This window comes from Arthrobacter sp. GW460-12-1-14-TSB2 (genome assembly GCF_059423525.1).
Genome location: NZ_JBWKYC010000029.1, coordinates 1 through 18,087, shown reverse-complemented (window position 1 = coordinate 18,087; position 18,087 = coordinate 1). Strand labels below are relative to the sequence as shown.

At 64.5% G+C, this 18,087-nt stretch carries 11 protein-coding genes; 9 read left to right on the top strand and 2 right to left on the bottom strand.

The window, feature by feature from the left end; translation table 11 throughout:
• The first annotated feature begins 40 nt into the window (after positions 1–40).
• From AC07YR_RS21565 to AC07YR_RS21545, 5 genes are all read left to right on the top strand, one after another.
• Positions 41–2,719 (top strand): helix-turn-helix transcriptional regulator, encoded by a 2,679-nt coding sequence (locus AC07YR_RS21565; protein WP_436059280.1) that lies wholly within the window; start codon positions 41–43, stop codon positions 2,717–2,719.
• Positions 2,716–5,415, top strand: coding sequence for a LuxR C-terminal-related transcriptional regulator (locus tag AC07YR_RS21560; RefSeq protein WP_436057075.1), 2,700 nt, complete (start codon positions 2,716–2,718; stop codon positions 5,413–5,415). The genes AC07YR_RS21565 and AC07YR_RS21560 overlap by 4 nt, the downstream gene beginning before the upstream one ends.
• Before the next feature lie 558 nt (positions 5,416–5,973).
• Entirely contained in the window at positions 5,974–7,404 is a 1,431-nt protein-coding gene (locus AC07YR_RS21555) for a nucleotide sugar dehydrogenase (RefSeq protein WP_494735202.1), read from the top strand.
• A gap of 52 nt (positions 7,405–7,456) precedes the next feature.
• Positions 7,457–8,464 (top strand): dTDP-glucose 4,6-dehydratase, encoded by a 1,008-nt coding sequence (locus AC07YR_RS21550; protein WP_055803938.1) that lies wholly within the window; start codon positions 7,457–7,459, stop codon positions 8,462–8,464.
• A 97-nt stretch (positions 8,465–8,561) separates the two neighbouring features.
• Positions 8,562–9,344 carry a hypothetical protein gene (locus AC07YR_RS21545; RefSeq protein WP_436057077.1) on the top strand — a complete coding sequence of 261 codons (783 nt, stop codon included), beginning with the start codon at positions 8,562–8,564 and terminating at the stop codon, positions 9,342–9,344.
• Positions 9,345–9,368: 24 nt separating this feature from the next.
• Here the strand turns inward: AC07YR_RS21545 and AC07YR_RS21540 are convergent, their stop codons facing one another.
• On the bottom strand, positions 9,369–10,550 hold the full coding sequence (locus AC07YR_RS21540) for a chitinase (protein WP_494735201.1): 1,182 nt from the start codon (positions 10,548–10,550) through the stop codon (positions 9,369–9,371).
• 591 nt (positions 10,551–11,141) lie between these two features.
• On the opposite strand from AC07YR_RS21540, the gene AC07YR_RS21535 reads away from it, so the two are divergent.
• The 3 genes from AC07YR_RS21535 (at position 11,142) to AC07YR_RS21525 (ending at position 15,987) form a co-directional block, all read left to right on the top strand.
• Positions 11,142–12,593: a polysaccharide deacetylase family protein gene (locus tag AC07YR_RS21535; RefSeq protein ID WP_494735200.1), complete on the top strand. Its 1,452-nt coding sequence runs from the start codon at positions 11,142–11,144 to the stop codon at positions 12,591–12,593.
• 107 nt (positions 12,594–12,700) lie between these two features.
• The gene (locus AC07YR_RS21530) at positions 12,701–14,545 is read left to right on the top strand and encodes a polysaccharide deacetylase family protein (RefSeq protein WP_494735199.1); all 1,845 of its coding nucleotides are present in this window, start codon (positions 12,701–12,703) and stop codon (positions 14,543–14,545) included.
• Entirely contained in the window at positions 14,542–15,987 is a 1,446-nt protein-coding gene (locus AC07YR_RS21525; RefSeq protein WP_436057081.1) for a glycosyltransferase family 2 protein, read from the top strand. Before AC07YR_RS21530 ends, AC07YR_RS21525 begins: the two co-directional genes overlap by 4 nt.
• A gap of 74 nt (positions 15,988–16,061) precedes the next feature.
• Here AC07YR_RS21525 and AC07YR_RS21520 read toward each other — a convergent pair whose 3' ends face one another.
• The gene (locus AC07YR_RS21520; RefSeq protein WP_494735198.1) at positions 16,062–17,111 is read right to left on the bottom strand and encodes a hypothetical protein; all 1,050 of its coding nucleotides are present in this window, start codon (positions 17,109–17,111) and stop codon (positions 16,062–16,064) included.
• A gap of 403 nt (positions 17,112–17,514) precedes the next feature.
• Between AC07YR_RS21520 and AC07YR_RS21515 the strand changes: the two genes are divergently transcribed.
• Positions 17,515–18,087: P-loop NTPase family protein (locus AC07YR_RS21515; RefSeq protein ID WP_494735197.1), on the top strand; the 573-nt coding region annotated here is incomplete at its 3' end.

Below are 18,087 nucleotides of genomic sequence, written 5' to 3'. Positions count from 1 at the left end.
TGATAATGTGGCCAGTTCACACGCCACCAGGTCCGCCGGAATGTCACGGGGCGCCGCATGGCCTTTGATCGGTCGCAAGCAGGCGGTCAGCGATATTACCCGCGCCTTGGCGGAGTCAGCAGGGGGAGTACTGGTGACCGGAGCCTCGGGCACCGGAAAGACGTTCCTTACCACCCACGCACTCAAGCAGTTCCGTGACGATTCCCTGGTTGTGACGCTTCGGTGCAGTGCCGCCTTGTCCCGTTCGCCGTACGGGGCCCTCAACATGCTGCTGAGCGACCTGGAGCCGGGATACTTGAACCACCCCGTGCTGGTGTTGTCCGGTCTCATGCGGCTCCTGCGGGAACGGGCCAAGGGAAAGACCGTTTACCTTTTCGTCGACAACGCCGGCGAAGCCGACGAACTGACGGCCGTGACAATCGCCCAGCTCGCCCGAAACCGCGCAGTCCGCCTGGTCCTGACTTGCTCAGATCCGCTGCGGCTGTCGGCAGAGATTTCGGGACTGTGCGACGGCGGATTCCTGACCCGGGTGAACCTCGAACCACTGTCCTTCCGGGAAGCCGTCAGCTGGCTTGAAGAAGGCCTCAGCGCAAAGGTCTCACACTCTGCCGTCCAATCGCTCTGGGCAGCAAGCGATGGCAACCCGCACTACCTCAAGATGCTCGCCATGGAGCTGGCTGACTCCGGTTCGCTGGTGGTCCGGGACGGGGTGTGGGTCCTGACGGCCGATCACAGGGTCCATGGACGGGCCATCACCGACCTGATCGCCACGCGGCTGGGGCGCATGGGCGAGGCTGACCGGCGGATCCTGGAAATCCTCTCACTCGCGGAAACCCTGCCGTTGGACACGCTGCTGACGCTCGTGGCTGCCGACGACGTGGACGCCCTCGAAGAGCGCGGGGTCCTTGCGGTCGAGGACTCCCTGCCCCGCCGCGTGAGGATCCAAAGCCAGCTGGTGGCAGATGTGGTCCGCGAGAACGTTCCGCCCGGCCGGAGCAACGAGCTCCGTGAAATGGTCCTCCTGGCAGCCGCCCCCTCCCTCCGCACCCCCGCCACGGAACTGCCGTTCGCGGTCTGGGCCCTCGACTGCGGCGCACCGTTGTCGATCGAAGAATCCCTTTCGGCCGCCCGACTCGCCAACAGGCGGCTGGATGCTGCCTTGGCGCTCCGGTTCGTCCGCTCCATCCCGGGACACGATGCGCTGGCCGCAGCAGTTACCGAAGAAGTGGCGGCGCTGATGACCCTCGGTGAAGTGGAGGAGGCCCTGGCCGTGGTTCGGCGGCACCGCAAGTTGTCGCAGGGAGACCCCGCGCTCGCCGAATCGATCGGCATACTGCTGTCTGAGAGCTCGGTTTTCCTCGCCACCCCGGACGCCTGGCGCGAGGCGCCGGCGTCTTTGGCCAAGGCCCGGAAAATACTATATGACGATACGTCCGGTCCGGCAGAGAAAATGTCGGCACCGGACCTCAGACGCATCAGGGAACAGCTCACGCTGGCCGAAGCTGAAGCAGCCGGCTATGACGGAAGCTACCGGGACATGGCGGCGGACCTCACCGATTCCTTGAACAATGTCGAGTTCCACAGCCCGGAATTCAGGCTTCAGGCGGGCAGTTGGCTGTGTGAAGCGTGGGCCGTGACGGGACGCCAGTCAGATGCCGCCGAGCTCGCCGAACAGCTGAAGTTGCAGTGCCTGCGGCCTGAGATCCCGGTGGCCATCGCGCAGTCGGTGATCTCACGGCTCCGCTTTGCGTACCTGGTGGCCGGCAGGTGGGATGAGTCGACCGAGACCCTGCCAACGGAGGACTGGCTCCCGTCATCCGTGATCTACCGGCGGTTCAGTGCCACTGAAATACCGGAAGCGATCTGCGCTTGCATGCAGGGCCGCGGACGCGACGGACTCGATCTCCTCGTTCCCGGCATCAGCCAGCTGCGAATCCAGGACAGTGATGGCATCCTGCCCCTGGCCTGTGCCGCGGCGGCCTATGCTTCCGCGCTGCAGGGCGAACGGGAAGCGGCACTCGCTTATCTTGCCGAGACGGAATCCGTGTCCAGGCGGAAAACCTGGAAGGTGTCCCGGGCAGAAGGTTACTTCACGGCCCTTGCGCGGGCCGAACTGGACGGCTCGCGGACGGGAATTGAGCAGTTGCTCCGCATGGCGGAGGATGACCGTGGTTCCGGCAACGTCGGGCATGAGCTGCTGTGCCTGAGTTCGGCCGTCAGACTGGGGGAATCCGATGCGGCGCCGAGGCTGCTGAATAGTGCGCGCGAAAGTCAGGGACCCTTCGCGGAACTGTGCGCACATTACGCCCGGGGCGTCATGACCCGCGAAGCCGACGACCTCATGGCCGCCGCAAACCTCGCAGCCAGGATTCACAATGACAGGTTCGCCCTGGACATCGCCGAGTCGATCCTGAACCTCGACCAGGCGCACCTCGAAAGGAGCCTGGTCAGGCAGGCGAAGCACCTGGCGGAAACGTGTCGCCGGCGGTTGCGGACGCCACAGGACGGCACCCATGACCGGCTAACGCTGACGGCCCGCGAACTCCAGATAGCACAGCTGGCCGCCGCCGGGGCGAGTAATAAGAGCATCGCGGCCCAGCTGCACGTGTCAGTGCGGACAGTGGAGGGCCACCTCTACCAGATTTACGGCAAGCTAAAAATCGAAGAGCGTTTGGAGCTTCCGGTAGCCCTTGGCAGTACAGGAGATGACCAGCCATGACTGAAACCACCATCACGGCAGAGCGGCTGATTGGGCGATTCGGCATGGTTGCGTCGGTTGTCGACTGCCTCCTCGACGCCAACGGCCCCGGCGCACTGATCCTTGGAGACGCCGGCATCGGCAAGACCGCCCTGATCAACGAGGTTGTTTTTGAGCTTGGCAGCCGGATCCGGCCCTTTTACGTCTACGCGGGACCGTCGCTTTCCGAGGTACCGTATGCGGCCCTTGCACCGTTGCTGACCGCTTTGACTCCCGGACAGACGGACCAGCCGCGCGCAGTGCTCAAGGCGTTGGTAACGGAACTCAATCCGGAGGGCCTGCGGGACCAGTCGCAAGCTGTGCTGGTGGTGGAGGACGCCCAGCATCTGGACGACAGCAGTGCAGCCGTCATTGCACAGCTGGCCGCTGCGGAGGCCGCCAGGGTGGTCTTGCTCTGCCGCCCGCATCCTTCGGCGCCTCCGGAAGTGCTATCGATGTGGTCGGAAGGGCTGGTGGACCGTTTCGAACTGCAGCCGCTGACCAAGCAAGAAGTGGACGAGTTGTGCACGCGCGTGCTTGGCTCGCCCCTCGTCCCCAGCGCCAGCGCCGTATTGTTCAGGTCATCCGGCGGAAACCCGATGTTCCTGCTGGAACTTATAACCCATGCCAAGTCCCGCGGCCACCTGCTTCAGCGAAATGACACCTGGGTGCTCCTCGGCGAGCCCGGAGCGGCCACCGTCCGGCTGATGGACCTGGTCCGGAACCAGATCATGCAGCTGAACCCCGAACAGCGTCAGGCACTGGAATCGGTGGCGCTGGCAGAGGCTATTCCGCTCAGCGTCCTCCAGCGGGCCAGCGACAGCCACGCCGTCGATGAACTCAAGGAGCTCCAGTTCATCGCAATCTCTGCCGACGCCGCGCGGCACGTCCGCCTCGCGCAGCCGCTGATCGGCGAAGTGATCAGGCAGCTGGTACCGACCGCCCGCAGCGTGACCATCCGACGACGGATTGTCGACCTTCTGGACTCCCGCCCCGAGACCCTGGACGGCAGGCTCCGGCACGTCACCTGGGCGCTGGAGTCCGGGGCAACCGTCCCTGACGCAGACATCCTCGAGGCAGCCCAGCTGGCGAACCGGCTCTTCATTCCCGACTACGTGGAACGGGTCGTGGGTGCGATCCGGGAGCCGTCCCTCAAACTCGCGGCACAAGTGGAGCTGGCCCGCGCCAAACTCTATGGGCGCGATCCCGTCGGAGCGGGCCTGTGCCTCGAGGGTGTGGTGGAACAAGCCACCGACCTGCGCACCGTCCGGCAGGCATCGATGCTCGCGGCCCAGCTTGCCGCGGGCAAGCGCAACGGGCCCGAGGCCGTGTTGCGGGCAGCCGATGCGTGGGCAGAGGCCGTTTCCAGGCTGGAAGACGCCACTCCCGGGTTCGACACGAAGGAGTTGGCCACCGCCCGGCTGGGCAGCAGGCTCCTTGCCCTGGAAGGCTACCAGGCGGCAGGACGCCATGTGGAAGCGGAGCAGGAACTCCAGGAGATCTGGGAATCCACGGACGACGACGAGTCCCGGCTTCTGGCCGGAACGCTGCTGGCAGAGTCGCTGGCACTTACGGGACGCGCCGTATCTGCATTGCAGATTGTGATGGACGTCGAGGACATCCTCGCGGCCAGCGGTGATCGGCGGCTTGAGTACGCCGAGTTCGTGATGAGGCGCTACTTGCTGGCGCTGCTCCATGCCGGTGAACTCGACGTCCTCGACGACTACCTGCAGAACCATATCGCGCAGGCCTCGAACTCCCTGATCTACTTTGGCGGGATGCTGCACCTCGCGGCTGGCACGGCAGACCTGCGCCGGGGCACCATCGGGGCGGCCCTGCCGAAGCTGAGCCAGGCAGCCGAGGTGCTGCGCCTCTCCGACGCCGGCGGTGACTTGCCCGATGCGCTCGCGGCCACCGCGTACGCCGCGTCCATCCTCAACCGGACGGACACGGCCACTGCAAACGCGAACGCCTACGACGCGCTGCTGTCGGATCACCGCCATACTTCACTGCTGGGACAGGCCTACACAGTTGCGGCGCGGGCCGAACGGGTCGGTGTCCAGGCAGCTGTATCAAAGCTCATGGCGCTTGCCGACGCCGCGGCAACCTCCGGATTCCTCAGTTACGAAGTGGAGATCCTATCCCTGGTGCTCCGGCTCGGGGACCTGTCCATTGTGCCGCGCCTGGCTGCGGCGGCGGAGGGCTGTGAAGGGCGAAGCGCGGAGTTCCTGGCCGCGTACTGCCGTGCCCTGGCTGCCAAGGACGTCAATCGCCTCGTCGAAATGAGCGATGCGGCGGCACGGGACGGACTGGACCTGGCGGCCGCGGAATGCGCCACCCACGCCCTGCGGATCCTCGAGACCCGGGGAGACAAACCCCGGCAGTTCGAGGCCCAGAAACTCGTCAAACAGCGGAATGCTGCACTCAACAAGGCCGGTGCTTCGGCGGCCGAGATCCCACCGGACCTGCACAAGCTGACACGGCGCGAGCAGGAAATCGCGGCTCTGGTCCAGGCGGGGGCGAGTAACCGGGAGATCGCGCTCCAGTTGGGGCTTTCACTGCGGACGGTGGAAGGCCATCTCTACCGGATGTTCGCGAAACTCGGTATCAGCCACCGTGAGGATCTGGCTTCGGTGGCCTACGGTGCCCGCCACTCCGGCCTGCCTGGCCCTGCCTAGGGCCCGTGACGGGCCCGGTTCGCTGATTCAGGCTCTGCCCCGTCCTGCCCTGCCCCTCCGGCCACGGACCGGACTACATAGCGCCCGCCAACGGTAGTCAAGCCTCCGGCTACCCGCTGGATAATTGCCTGCGCCCCGAAACCGGAGCCGCCACTGCGTTCGCATGGCCCTCAAACGAGTATCCATGCGAGTGGTGGGGGCGGACCGCGCGGGTACCACCCCGTTCCCCTCAGTGATGCACCCGCAAAGACGGGTAGAGCCCACTCGCGCCCCGGCAGGTGGTTGGTTAATACGCTGTAGGTTGTTGGGCCGCAGGCATTTATTGGGGAAAGAAGTGAATCTCTACGTGTATCAATCAGCTGACAACTGGCTTTCGGAATTTCATGTGGCTATCGCCCTCGAACGCTCCTCCAGGGCGACCAGCATACCGCCGATTGCGGGCACCCCATTCGAGCCGGCGACGAAGCAGGCAGCGTCTTCTGAGACCGGGACCTGCCACCCGTCGTCGCCGGCCTTCACACAAACGGGACAAATCGAATACCGGGAGGTCGGTTTAGCATGACACCGAACACCAAACTAAAGGCTCACAAGGCCCCGCTGACCCGGGCCGAACTTCCACCGCTGCTTGACGATTCCCGGGAATGGCCGGAGAACGGGGCAGGGGCGCCTGAACGCGCGCCCGAGGCCGTGGAATCAGAGGCCGTGGCGGACGACGCCGCCCAGGATCTCACGTTCACGTTCGACGTCGCGATAGTCGGACTCGGGTACGTTGGCCTGCCGACCGCGCTGGCCATCAACGCCTCCGGACGGCGCGTCCTGGGACTTGACGTGTCCGAGAACAGGCTGGCTGTCATCCGGTCCCGCCAGGCGGACCTGCTGGACTCCGACAAGGTCCGGCTGGGTAACGCCCTGGAGGATCCGACGTTCATGATCAGCACGGATCTGTCCCTGCTGGCACGGGCGGCGGCAGTGGTGGTCTGTGTCCCCACGCCGGTGGATCCGTACCTGGTGCCGGACCTCGGCATTCTGCGAGCGGCGTGCGCCTCGGTGGTGGAATTCGCGGTACCGGGCCAGCTGCTGATGTTGACGTCCACCACCTACGTGGGCTCCACCCGGGATCTCCTGGCAGTGCCGCTGGCCGCCAAGGGCCTGATCCCGGGCTCGGACGTGTTCGTGGCCTTCTCGCCGGAGCGGATCAACCCGGGAGTGGACGCTTTCTCGCATGAGGACGTCCCCCGGGTGGTGGGCGGAGTAACTCCCGCTTGCGGTGAGGCCGCGTCGGCACTGCTCCAGGCCAGCACCAAGCTCGTGCACGTCGTGCCGTCCGCTGATGTGGCCGAGATGACCAAACTTGTCGAAAACACCTTCCGTGCGGTGAACATCGCGCTGGCCAATGAGTTCGCGGATATTTGCCACGAGCTGGGCATGGAGGTCATGGACGTGATTGACGCGGCCTCGACGAAGCCTTATGGCTTTATGCCGTTCACCCCCGGTCCGGGTGTCGGCGGCCACTGCATTCCGTGCGATCCGCACTACTTGTTGTGGCAGCTCAGGAAGGCACGGGTCACGGCTCCGGTCATCGAGCACGCCATGGCGGGCATCGCAGGCAGGCCCCACCAGGTAGTGGAAAAGGCCCGCCGCATCCTCTCGGACCGGAACCACGGAATCAGCGGAGCCCGTGTGCTGGTTCTTGGCGTGGCTTACAAGCCGGACGTCGAGGACCTCCGCGAATCGCCGGCCTTGGAAATCATCGCCGCAATGGTCGCCCACGGCGCTGTCGTTGCCTACCACGATCCGTGGTGCCCCACGGCTCCCGACGGCCAGGGAAGTGCCCTGGAATCGCTCGAGGATCCCTCGGGCTGGGACGCGGACCTGGTCATCCTTCACACGAGGCACTCGGCAATGGACATCGAGTGGCTGCGCGACGCGCCGGCCGTCCTCGACACCACCTACCGGCTTCCGGCCGGGACCAACGTCACGAGGTTGTGAATTCAGGTTGTGATTCCAGCGGCCCGCTGGGCTTCAAAAGAAAGTAGGAGAAGTGAAAACAGCAATCACCGGCGGAGCCGGCTTCATCGGGAGCCATCTCGTGGAGCACCTCCTCGCGGCCGGAGACACAGTCACCGTTCTGGATGACCTCTCGACCGGTCGCCTGGAGAACCTCCGGACAGTGATTGGCCACCGGAACTTCCACTTCGTGGAGGGCACCATCCTGGACCGCGCGGCGGTGGACAAAGTGGTGGCAGGTGCTGACCGGGTGTTCCACTTGGCGGCAGCAGTCGGCGTCAACCTCATCGTGGAGCACCCGCTGGAGAGTCTGCGCACCAACATCCACGGCACGGAAGTGGTCCTGGATGCTGTCCTGGAGTCCGGTGCCACGCTGCTCCTGGCGTCCACCAGTGAGATCTACGGAAAGAACACCTCGGACAGCCTGTCAGAGGAGTCGGACCGGATCCTCGGCTCCGCGCTCAAGTCCCGGTGGACCTACGCCGCGGCAAAGGGGATCGACGAGGCATTCGCGCACGCTTACTGGCGGCAGTTCGGCCTTCCGGTCGCCATCGTCCGGCTGTTCAACACCGTTGGTCCGCGGCAGACCGGCCGGTACGGAATGGTGGTGCCGCGCCTCGTCAAACAGGCGTTGGCCGGCGAGCCGTTGACGGTCTATGGCGACGGACACCAGACGCGGTGCTTCTCCTACGTCGGCGACATCGTCCCGGCTATCACCAAAATCTCGGAGGAAGAGTCCGCCCACGGCAATGCCTACAACCTCGGCGGCAGCTATGAGATCTCGATTTTGACCCTCGCTCAGCGAATCGTGGAGCTGCTCGGCAGTGAAAGCCCCATCACCCTGGTGCCCTACGAACAGGCCTACGCGGAGGGTTATGAGGACATGCGCCGCCGAGTACCAAACAACAGCAAAGCCAAAGATCTGGTGGGCTTCGACCCCAAGACCACGCTGGACCAGATCATCCAGAACGTGGCGGCCGATCACCGCCCGGTGAAAGCACCCGATCCGCTCGGGTGGAAAGTCACGATGGCGGCCAACTAGCCGTCCGTGAGGTGCCGCGCCGGACGGGGGCGCAACTGTCCCAGAATGAAGTGAAAACAACTGAGGTCCGGGCGGCTATCGATTCCTAGGGGAAACAGTGCGCGAAACTGACTCCGAGCTGGTTTGCCGTGCACGCAGTGCAGGCAGGACAGGGCTGCTGGCGGCCGTGCTGCTGCTGTCAATGGTGGCCACAGCCTGCACACCTCCGGAGTCAGAGCAACGGTCGCAGGGGAAATACCCTTGGCACACGAACATTGTTGCCACCACCTTCTGGGTGGGCGAAGTCTTTGACCCCGACGCCGCCGACGGCAGCCAGGTCTTTTCCACCTATGACTCGAAGTGGATGGACAGTTATGGCGGTTGTGACGGCCGGCTCACATCTGACGGTTGTGAGACCGAACCACGGTCAGGTTCCAACGGCTATGCGCCCGCCAACCTGAAGCCAAAGGAGAACCCCTTCTACCTCGACCTGCCGTATGACGATATCAACAATGCCGCCGCCTTCCGGGAGCGGGCAACAGTCATCCCCTGGGCAAACGACGACGGATACAAAGGCCAGGCCACCAACCGCTCCTTCAGTTACATGAAGAACCGCTGGGTCAAGATCCGCAAGGACGGCAGGGAGTGCTACGGCCAAATCCAGGATGCAGGCCCGGGGGAATACCAGGACAAGGAGTACGTCTTTGGTGCGAACGATGCGCGGCCGGCCAACAAGAAGTTCAATGGCGCCGGAATGGACGTTTCGCCGGCCCTCAACGGCTGCCTCGGCTTCAGCACCCTCAACGGGGAAGCGGACAAAGTGGATTGGCAATTCGTGGATCAGAAGGATGTTCCGCCAGGCCCCTGGCTGGACGTAGTCACAACCAGCCAGGTGAAGTAAGGCCCGCGCTCAATCCATCCGGCCTCAATCCATCCGGCCAGGGAGTCCTGATCCCAGGAGATCGGAGAATCTGCTGCCTCCCTGGTCCACGCCGCTGCAGGTAAAGCTGGCGTCTTCCCTTTGCTCACTGGAGGGGCAGGTCGCGTCGCGGTTCAGCGACCACATCGACAGGCGCTGGATCTCCAACTCCACGGCGTAGTCTTTCAGGTCACGGGCAGCGTCCAGCCCGAAGATCTCGCCCGGCAGGTCGTTGCGGCCGATCATGGGGGTCAGCCCGATCTTCTTCCAAAGCTGTTCGCGGCTGAGGTTGATCCCGGCTCGCTGGTACACGATGCTTAGCTGGTCATGCGTGGCCTCCGCCGCAGCCTTGGCGGCTTCGAGCATGCCTTGGGAAATGCTCCGGCTGGCGCCGTAGTTCATGGTCATGATGTTGACGCCGGCCAGTTGCACGCCAGCCTGGAGCATCTGTTCGACGGCGGCTATGCCGGCGTCGGTGAGTCCTCTCGGAGAAGCAGGAAGAGTCAGCCAGACCGCGAGCTCCTTACCTGACGAATTGCGGTCTCCCTGCAACGCCGCCACTGCCCTGGCCCTGCGTTCGCCACCGGCCTGGTCCAGCAGGTCGGCGCCCTCCAGGTCGAAGTCGATGAAGGCAGGTTCGTAGCGCTCAATGACGTCCCGGTAGGCGGTGCGGAGCTTCCCTTCGTCCCGGCATGTTGTGGCCAGTTCACCGTTCCGCGCCCCGCCAAAGGACACGGCCGCCGATCCGCCGCGGGAGCGAAGATCGGAAATCCGCTTCTCCAGGCCCAGGGCGGTGTTTGCCTCCTCGAGGCCGTAGGTGGGGCCCCAGCTGGCCACACAGAAGTCCTGCGGGGAAGCGACAAGAAAAGCCAGCACAACGTCCCTGGTGCCCGGCGTAGCACCCTCCTCGAAGGCGTAGGGCGGGGAGACAGTGACATCGACGTACCCTGCGAACCACGTGGGTTGCGCGGCTCCCGTGGCCAGGCCGGAACGCCAGGCCCAAAAAAAGATCACGCTGGCGAGGATGGTGGCCACAGCAATTCCGGTTATGAGGGGCGACGAGGGCTGGCGCAGCTGAAACGGCCGGCGGGCGCGGGATCCACCGGCAACCGGCTGCTCAACCGGCTGCGGCGACGGCTCCTTTTCGGCCCTGGCGGCCGGACCCGAGCCTCGGCTGATGGCTGACATCCGGTTCCCACGCCCCCCTCTGGTTTACTTAGACACCATTTCACCACGGCACCCCTCTCGGTGGCTCCCAGGCGCCTGCCACTTCGGGTGTCTTCGGGTACGCAACGAGTACCGCGCCGGGTAGCGGGCGAGTGGCGCCGGGCCCACCCGGCACGCGATAAAGGCAAAGACGGGTAGGCACCACTCGTGCCGCAGGCCTCCCGGCTTAATAGGCTTTGGATGTCGGATAGATACAGAGTTCCGGGGGAGCATCGGGTCTCAAAATGGGAATGGACGCACCTTTGCGGGCGAATGCACGCAACCATACCCCTGAACGGCAGTCCGTGACGGCCATGGCAGCAGGAATGCCCGGGCCAGCGGAGCCCGCCGGTGAAACCTCTCCCAATTCTGCCGACGCAGCTGCCGCGAGGCAGCCAGCCCTGGCGCGCAGGCCCGGGGCCCATGATCGGGGGTCGGTGGCGAACAAGCCTTTGAGACCAAGGCTTCCCCCCAGTCGTCACCGACCCCTTCAAGGTGTCACTTCATGAAACACTGCGGCCTGGGGGATCCTCTTGCGGCCGGGCGATACGGATGTAAAAGGGGATGTCTGTCATGAGCGAAAGGTATGAACTGCCGGGGGAGCAGGGCGGTCCGCCCGGTTCCGGATTGACCAGGCAGCGGAAACGGACAACGCTCTTGGCAGTTTCGTGGCTTGCCGGACTGGCACTCCTGACAGGGTCCGCCGCCCTGGCGCCAAAGGACAGCATGATACCGGCCAAGGACGCACAGGGGCCGCTGAAGAATTTTGCGGCACCAGTGGACACCAGCCTGGCGCTGACCACGGTCACACTGACGTTCGACGGCGGCAGGGCCAGTCAGTTGGCTGCGGCCCGGACCCTTCGAAGCCAAGGACTGCGGGGGACGTTCTTCGTTAACTCCGGGTTCATGGGGGCAAAGGACTACATGACAGTGGAGGACCTGCACGCGCTGGCCGCCGATGGCAACGAGATTGGCGGCCACACGGCAACCCTCGCCGACTTGACGGCACTTGAACCTGATGAAGCCACCCGGCAGGTCTGCAACGACCGGTCCAACCTCACTGACTGGGGCTTCAAGGTCACCTCCTTTTCCTACCCGTTCGCCGCGAAGTCGCCGGAGGCGAAGGCGATGGTTGCCGGCTGCGGGTATAACAGTGCACGCAGTGAGGGCGATCTCCGCAGCCGGCTGGGTTGCGGCGACTGCGCCGTGTCTGAAACGGTGCGGCCGGCTGACCCGTTCAGCACGAGGTCGACGCCGGAGGTCGGTTCCGCGTGGACCATTGCGGATCTGCAGCAGTCAGTGATGGAAGCTGAGACCACAGGAGGGTGGCTGCAGCTGGCCTTCTATGACATCGACGACAGCGGCAGCCCGAGGTCCGTCAGCCCGGCACTCTTCAATGACTTCGTCTCATGGCTGGTAACCCGGACTGACGAGGGCACCACTGCCATCCGCACCGTGCACGACGTCATCGGGGGAGGGGCCAAGCCCGCAGTTCCGGGACCTTCTGCTCCGCCCGCGCCGCCAGGCACCAACGCGCTGCGTAACCCGGGGCTGGAAACAGCCGGAAAATACGGACTTCCGGAGTGCTGGCAGGTCTCCTCCTACGGCGAGAATTCACACGTTCTAAGCGTGCTGGCTCCCGGCCGTACCGGCAACATCGCGCGGCGGCTGGACGTTACCGGATACACATCCGGGGACGCGAAGCTGCTGCCTGTCATGGACCTGGGGGCGTGCGCGCCAAGCGTCGTCCCCGGCCACAGCTACACGCTGCGGGCCTGGTACAGCTCCACGGCATCCACGCAGTTCGAGTTGTACTACCGCAACAAGGTTGGCACCTGGACCTATTGGACAGCCAGCCCATGGTTTCCCGCCAGCGCTGCCTACCGGCAGGCTGAGTGGACTGCACCGCCGGTGCCGGCAGACGCTGTCGGGATCAGTTTTGGCTTGAATCTGTTCAGCGACGGGGAGCTGGCTACAGATGACTACGAGATGTACGACACGGGGGCGCCGGCCGCCGCCCCCTAGGCCCCGCCCGTTGCCGCCAGTGCTGAGGCTCCACGGGCTCGAAAACAAGAATCGAGTCGATTCCCATGAGGTTCAACACTCCGGGGCGATTGCCAACGAAGGTTGACGTGGGACCTGCACCCCGCAGGATTGGAAAACTGGCACAGACCGCCGTGACGGTCCTGGGCATCGTGGCCCTCGCAGTGTCAGGTGTGGCTGCGCTGGCCTTTCCCGCCCAGGCAGCGGTGCCAACGGTGGTGTCGTTGACGTTCGACGACGGCAATGCCGACCAGATGACCGCCGCCCAGATCATGAACAATTATGGGCTGGACGGGACGTTCTACATCACCTCCGGAGTGATCAGCACCCCCAACTACCTGACCGTCGCCAACCTCCAGAGCCTGGCTGCCAACGGCCACGAAATCGCTGGGCACACGGTAACCCACCCGGACCTCGTCACACTCCCTGCGGACGAGGCGACCCGGCAGGTCTGCAACGACAGGGTAAACCTGACCAACTGGGGTTTCGCCGTCACAAGTTTTGCCTATCCGTTCGCATCCTCCAACGCAACGACGGAAGGCATCGTAAAGAATTGCGGATACAACAGCGCGCGCGGCCTGGGTGATATCCAGACCAGGTTCAGCTGCGCCGGATGTGCCCTGGCCGAGACCATCCCGCCAGCCAATGCCTACAACACCGCCGCGCCGGACCAGGTAGACAACAATTGGTCACTCGCCGATCTCCAGCGGTCCGTCACACAGGCAGAATCGGTGGGCGGCTGGATTCAGCTGACGTTCCATCACATCGCAGCCTCCAGCGCGGATCCCCTGAACGTCACCCCGACCGTCTTCCAACAGTTTGCGGCCTGGCTGAAAGCCCGGCCGGCCACCACTACGGTGAAAACGGTGAATCAGGTCATCGGCGGAACGGTCAAGCCTGCCGTGTCCGGCCCCGCCGTTCCGCCGCAGCCCACGAGCGGCAACCTGGTCAAGAACCCAAGCCTCGAAACCCTGGTCGGCGGTGTGCCCCAATGCTGGCAGGAGGGCGGCTACGGCACGAATTCGAGAACGTTCACCACGGTGAGCCCCGGACGGACCGGATCCGTGGCCGAGCGGCTGGTAGTGACCGGCTACGTCAACGGCGATGCAAAGTTCCTGCCGTCCCTGGACCTAGGCGGATGCTCTCCGACGGCTACGCCCGGGCACACTTACCAACTGGGCGCCTGGTACAAGTCCACGGCCAACACTCAGTTTGCGCTCTATTACCGGACAGGCGCCGGGTCCTGGGTGTACTGGACCTCGAGCCCGTGGTTCGGGCCCGCCACTACGTTCCAAAAGGCCAGCTGGACAACGCCCGCCCTGCCCTCGGGAGCTAGTGGCATTAGTTTCGGGCTCAACCTGTTCAGCAATGGCACGTTAACCACCGACGACTACGAAATGACCGACACTGCGTCCTCGCCACCCCCTCCGCCAGCCGGTACCAACCTGGTACAGAATGCCAGCCTTGAAACGGCAGGCGCCGGTTCCACGCCGCAGTGCTGGCAAACCGCGGGATTCGGCTCCAACACCGCCTCCTTCAGCACCGTCTCAACCGCCAGGACGGGGACCAAGGCAGAGCGCCTCGTGGTGAGCAACTATTCCAGCGGTGATGCCAAGCTCCTGCCAACGCTCGACGCCGGATCGTGCGCACCGGCCGCCGTCGCCGGCCGGAGCTACTCGCTTCGCGCCTGGTACACCTCGACGACGGTGACGCAGTTCGCCGTGTATTACCGGAACTCTGCAGGCACCTGGGTTTACTGGACGTCCAGTCCCTGGTTCGCAGCGGCAGGTTCCTACACGCAGGCCACCTTCACCACTCCCGCGTTGCCCGCTGGCGCAACCGCGATCAGCTTCGGGCTGAACCTCTTCAGGAATGGCACACTCGTCACGGATGACTATGCCATGTACGACACGATTGGAGCACCGTCGCTGTGATAGCCGTATATATCGTCCTCGTTCTTGGAATCAGCACGATCTTCTGGTCGTTCGTTGGCTTGCTGCGCCTGGCCAATGAGCAGTACGTCCGGCGAGTGGCGCTGGGCCCTCCGCTGAGCGGACGCCTGCTCCGGCTCCTGCAGCGCTGGCCGCTGGCCAACCGGCTTGGCTCCAGTGTCCACGGCGTCCACACGTTGCCTGCACCGCGGGCACACCGGGGGCAGATCCAGCGGGAGCATGGCCGGCACCGTGCCAGGGCCCCGAGGATCCTGCCGGCAAATGTTGCGGTACTCATTGCTGCGCATAACGAGGCGCTGGTCATTCGGGAGACCATCCGGGCAGCTGCGGCCCTGGTGCCGCTCCGGAACATCCACGTGATCTCGGACATGTCCACGGACGATACTTCAGCGATTGCCCGCGCCGCCGGGGTCAAGGTGCTGGATCTGGAACCGAATAGGGGGAAGGCCGGGGCGCTTGCCGCCGGAATTGCCTATTTCGAGCTGTGCCGAAACTTCAAAGTGGTGATGATGCTGGACGCGGACACCCGGCCAACCCCCGACTACCTGGACACCGGCCTGCCGCTTTTCGGTGATCCCTTCGTGGTTGCCGTGGCTGGCCGTGCCAAGTCCATCATGACGCCGCCGGCGCCCACGGTGCTTGGGCGCTTCCTGGTTGCCTACCGTGAGCGGCTGTACATTGTGGTGCAGCTCCTGCTGAAATACGGGCAGGCGGCCAGGGGTGCCAACGTCGTCTCGATCGTGCCGGGCTTTGCCAGCATGTACCGGACCAGCGCCCTCGCAAAAATCAAAGTACTGGCACCGGGCCTGGTCATCGAGGACTTCAACATGACCTTCGAGATCCATGCCAAGAAACTGGGACGGATCGCGTTCCACCCTTCGGCCGCCGTCGCCTACACCCAGGATCCGGACAACCTGCAGGACTACACCAGGCAGGTGCGGCGCTGGATCCTCGGATTCTGGCAGACTGTCCGGCGGCACCGGCTGCAGGCCGGAAAATTCTGGTTCGTGCTGGTGTTCTACATCATCGAACTGGTCATCAGCTGCATCTTTTTCGTCTTATTGATTCCGGTCTTCCTGCTCTCTCTGGTGGCGTCAATGCAGTTGGAAGCCTTCGGAGACAACGGCGCATCCTTCCTGTACCTGTCCGGTCTCGTGCGTCCGCAGGACGTCCTGCTGGGTGTCCTCATCCCGGACCTCACGCTCACCGTCATCGCGGCCATTGCCCTCCGCCGGCCGGCCATCCTGCTGATGGCGCCGTTCTTCCCGTTCATGCGGATCCTTGACTCGGTGATCTGCCTGATGGTCCTGCCACGGGCCTACTCAGCGGCCTCATCGGGCGTGTGGGTAAGCCCGATGCGGCGTGTCCAGGGTGAAGTGCTCGAGTTGGAAGAAGCCACCGCGGGCGCCGGCGTCACTCGGTAGCGCAGAAAAGCGCCCCTCCCGAGGGACATTATGTCCAGGGGAGGGGCGCCGCTGCGTTCAGCGAGATGCTGCTGTTACCAGCTCACACCCGAGGTAGTTTGGACGTTCAGCCACGGCCCGGCGGGGACGTCGGCGCGGTCAACAAACCTCCACGAGACGTGGTCGCCGCTGCCGTCCAGTTCGGCGAAGCCGAGGCAGCCGTTCAGTGCGGGGGAAACATCCATTCCCGCGCCCTGGGTGCCATCGGCGGAGAAATCGGTGTTCGCCGGACGTGCGTCGGCGGCACCGAAAACGTAGTTCGCATCATGATATTCGGAACCGCTTGAAGGACCGGCGTCCTCAATCTGTCCGTAGCAGACGTTGCCGTTGGGTCCGGTCATCTGCACCCAGCGGTTCTTCATGTAGGAGTAGCTGCCGTCGGCGCAGTGGTCAACACCGGTGGCAGCGTTGTCCGCGGCAGCCCAAGGGATGACCTGGCAGCGCTGCTGGAACGCGACGCTGTCATTAACGTCGTCGTAGGGCAGGTCAAGGTAAAACGGGTTCTCCAGCGGGGCGGGCTGGTTCTTCGGGAAGTATCCGTTGGAAGCGTCGCGTGCTTCGGTAGCGCAGGCGAACGAGGCGCCTGTGCCGGAGCTCACACCGTCGCAGCCGCCGTAGATGCTGCCGGGGCAACCAGAGGCCGACGCGGGTGTGGTGCCCGCGTTGATGCCCGTGTGCTGGAACGCCCACTGGCCGTTGTACGTCGAGCACACCTGGGATCCGTCAGCAAGGCTGGCGTTGAAGATTTCGCCGACCCAGAAAGTGGTGCTTACGACGTTGGTGTGCAACGGGTACTTGCTGGTTGCGGGCGCGGCCGCGGGCACTGCTGCAGCCACTGCTACCGGCGCGGGAGCCGCGGCAGCAGTCTCGGGAGCGGAAACCGCAGCTGGTGCAGGTTCCTCGACGGGGGCCGCCGCCGGCGTCTTACTCGGTGAGGGTGATGCCTTCGGAGTTGCCGGCAACGCTTCTGCGGTGGCTGACGAAGGACTGGTGGAGGCCGACGGGCTGGGCGCCGATTGGGCGGCGCAGCCGGCGGTCAATACTCCGATAAGGAGGATCAACACAGCCATGATTGGTGTGGTCATGTGTTTCATTTTTTTTGGGATACATATCTGTTGGGGACATTAACAGGGATGGCAGGTACCCCATGAGGGCACGCCAAGTACGGGTCATGACCGCCAGATTGGCGCAGCAATGGCCGCGCCCAGAATCAATGCTGATAGTGAAACCAGCTAAGCCGCATACTCCCCAGAAGCAGCCAGCGGGACCGTCAAGAGACCCGAAGAGACCGTTAACACCCGCTCCACTTTACACGGATGCCTGTGAGTAGCCTGAACGGGGCTGAGAGCGAGGGGCGGGCATATTCGAGTAGTCACCACTCACGCCAGCGCAAGCAGTGGCTAGGTAGCGTGGAAGTTGCTAATGCCGGCAGGTGGGTTGGGGGCGGTCCGGATCTTCGCGCTCCACGGCTAAGGAATCGGCGCAACCATGGACGTTAGGGCAGGAAATTCACCTTTCCCCCCGGTCATTCGGGTGGCTGAACTGCGGGCTGCAGTCACTGCCCTCACAGGATCCGAGAGTTCAGGCGTCATCGTTACGGGGGCAGCCGGATCGGGCCGTAGCAGGCTCATCGCGGCGGCGGCCGAGGCACTCTCCGGCCAGCTCACGGTCATTGTGCACAGCATTCCCGCGTCCTGCCGTCGGATGAAGTTCGGCATCGGCAGTGTATTGGCACCTGCGTTGCCTGCAGGTGCCAAGGTGTCGCCGCTGAACATTGTCCGGGCCTGCCGTGATGCGCTGCGGAGCCAGGACCCGGGAGCCAACGGAATCCTGGTGGTCCTGGACAATGTGGACCACCTCGACGGGACATCCCTGTGGGTGATCAACCAGCTCCTCGCAGAACCGGACATCAGGATGCTGGCGAGCCACCGTTCCGACCGGCAACTGCCGATGGAGCTGATGGAATCGGTGGTGGCCCGGCAGCTGTCGATCGTGACACTGGATGACCTCACGCTGGACCAGCTCCGGACTTTCCTCGAGTCCCGGCTCCCGGCCCCGCCC

What these genes read in the sequence shown, in the direction of transcription:
- AC07YR_RS21565 (WP_436059280.1), top strand. Translation starts at nt 41, where the DNA reads ATGTCACGGGGCGCCGCATGGCCTTTGATCGGTCGCAAGCAGGCGGTC.
- AC07YR_RS21560 (WP_436057075.1), top strand. Translation starts at nt 2,716, where the DNA reads ATGACTGAAACCACCATCACGGCAGAGCGGCTGATTGGGCGATTCGGC.
- AC07YR_RS21555 (WP_494735202.1), top strand. Translation starts at nt 5,974, where the DNA reads ATGACACCGAACACCAAACTAAAGGCTCACAAGGCCCCGCTGACCCGG.
- AC07YR_RS21540 (WP_494735201.1), bottom strand. Translation starts at nt 10,550, where the DNA reads ATGTCAGCCATCAGCCGAGGCTCGGGTCCGGCCGCCAGGGCCGAAAAG.
- AC07YR_RS21535 (WP_494735200.1), top strand. Translation starts at nt 11,142, where the DNA reads ATGAGCGAAAGGTATGAACTGCCGGGGGAGCAGGGCGGTCCGCCCGGT.
- AC07YR_RS21520 (WP_494735198.1), bottom strand. Translation starts at nt 17,111, where the DNA reads ATGACCACACCAATCATGGCTGTGTTGATCCTCCTTATCGGAGTATTG.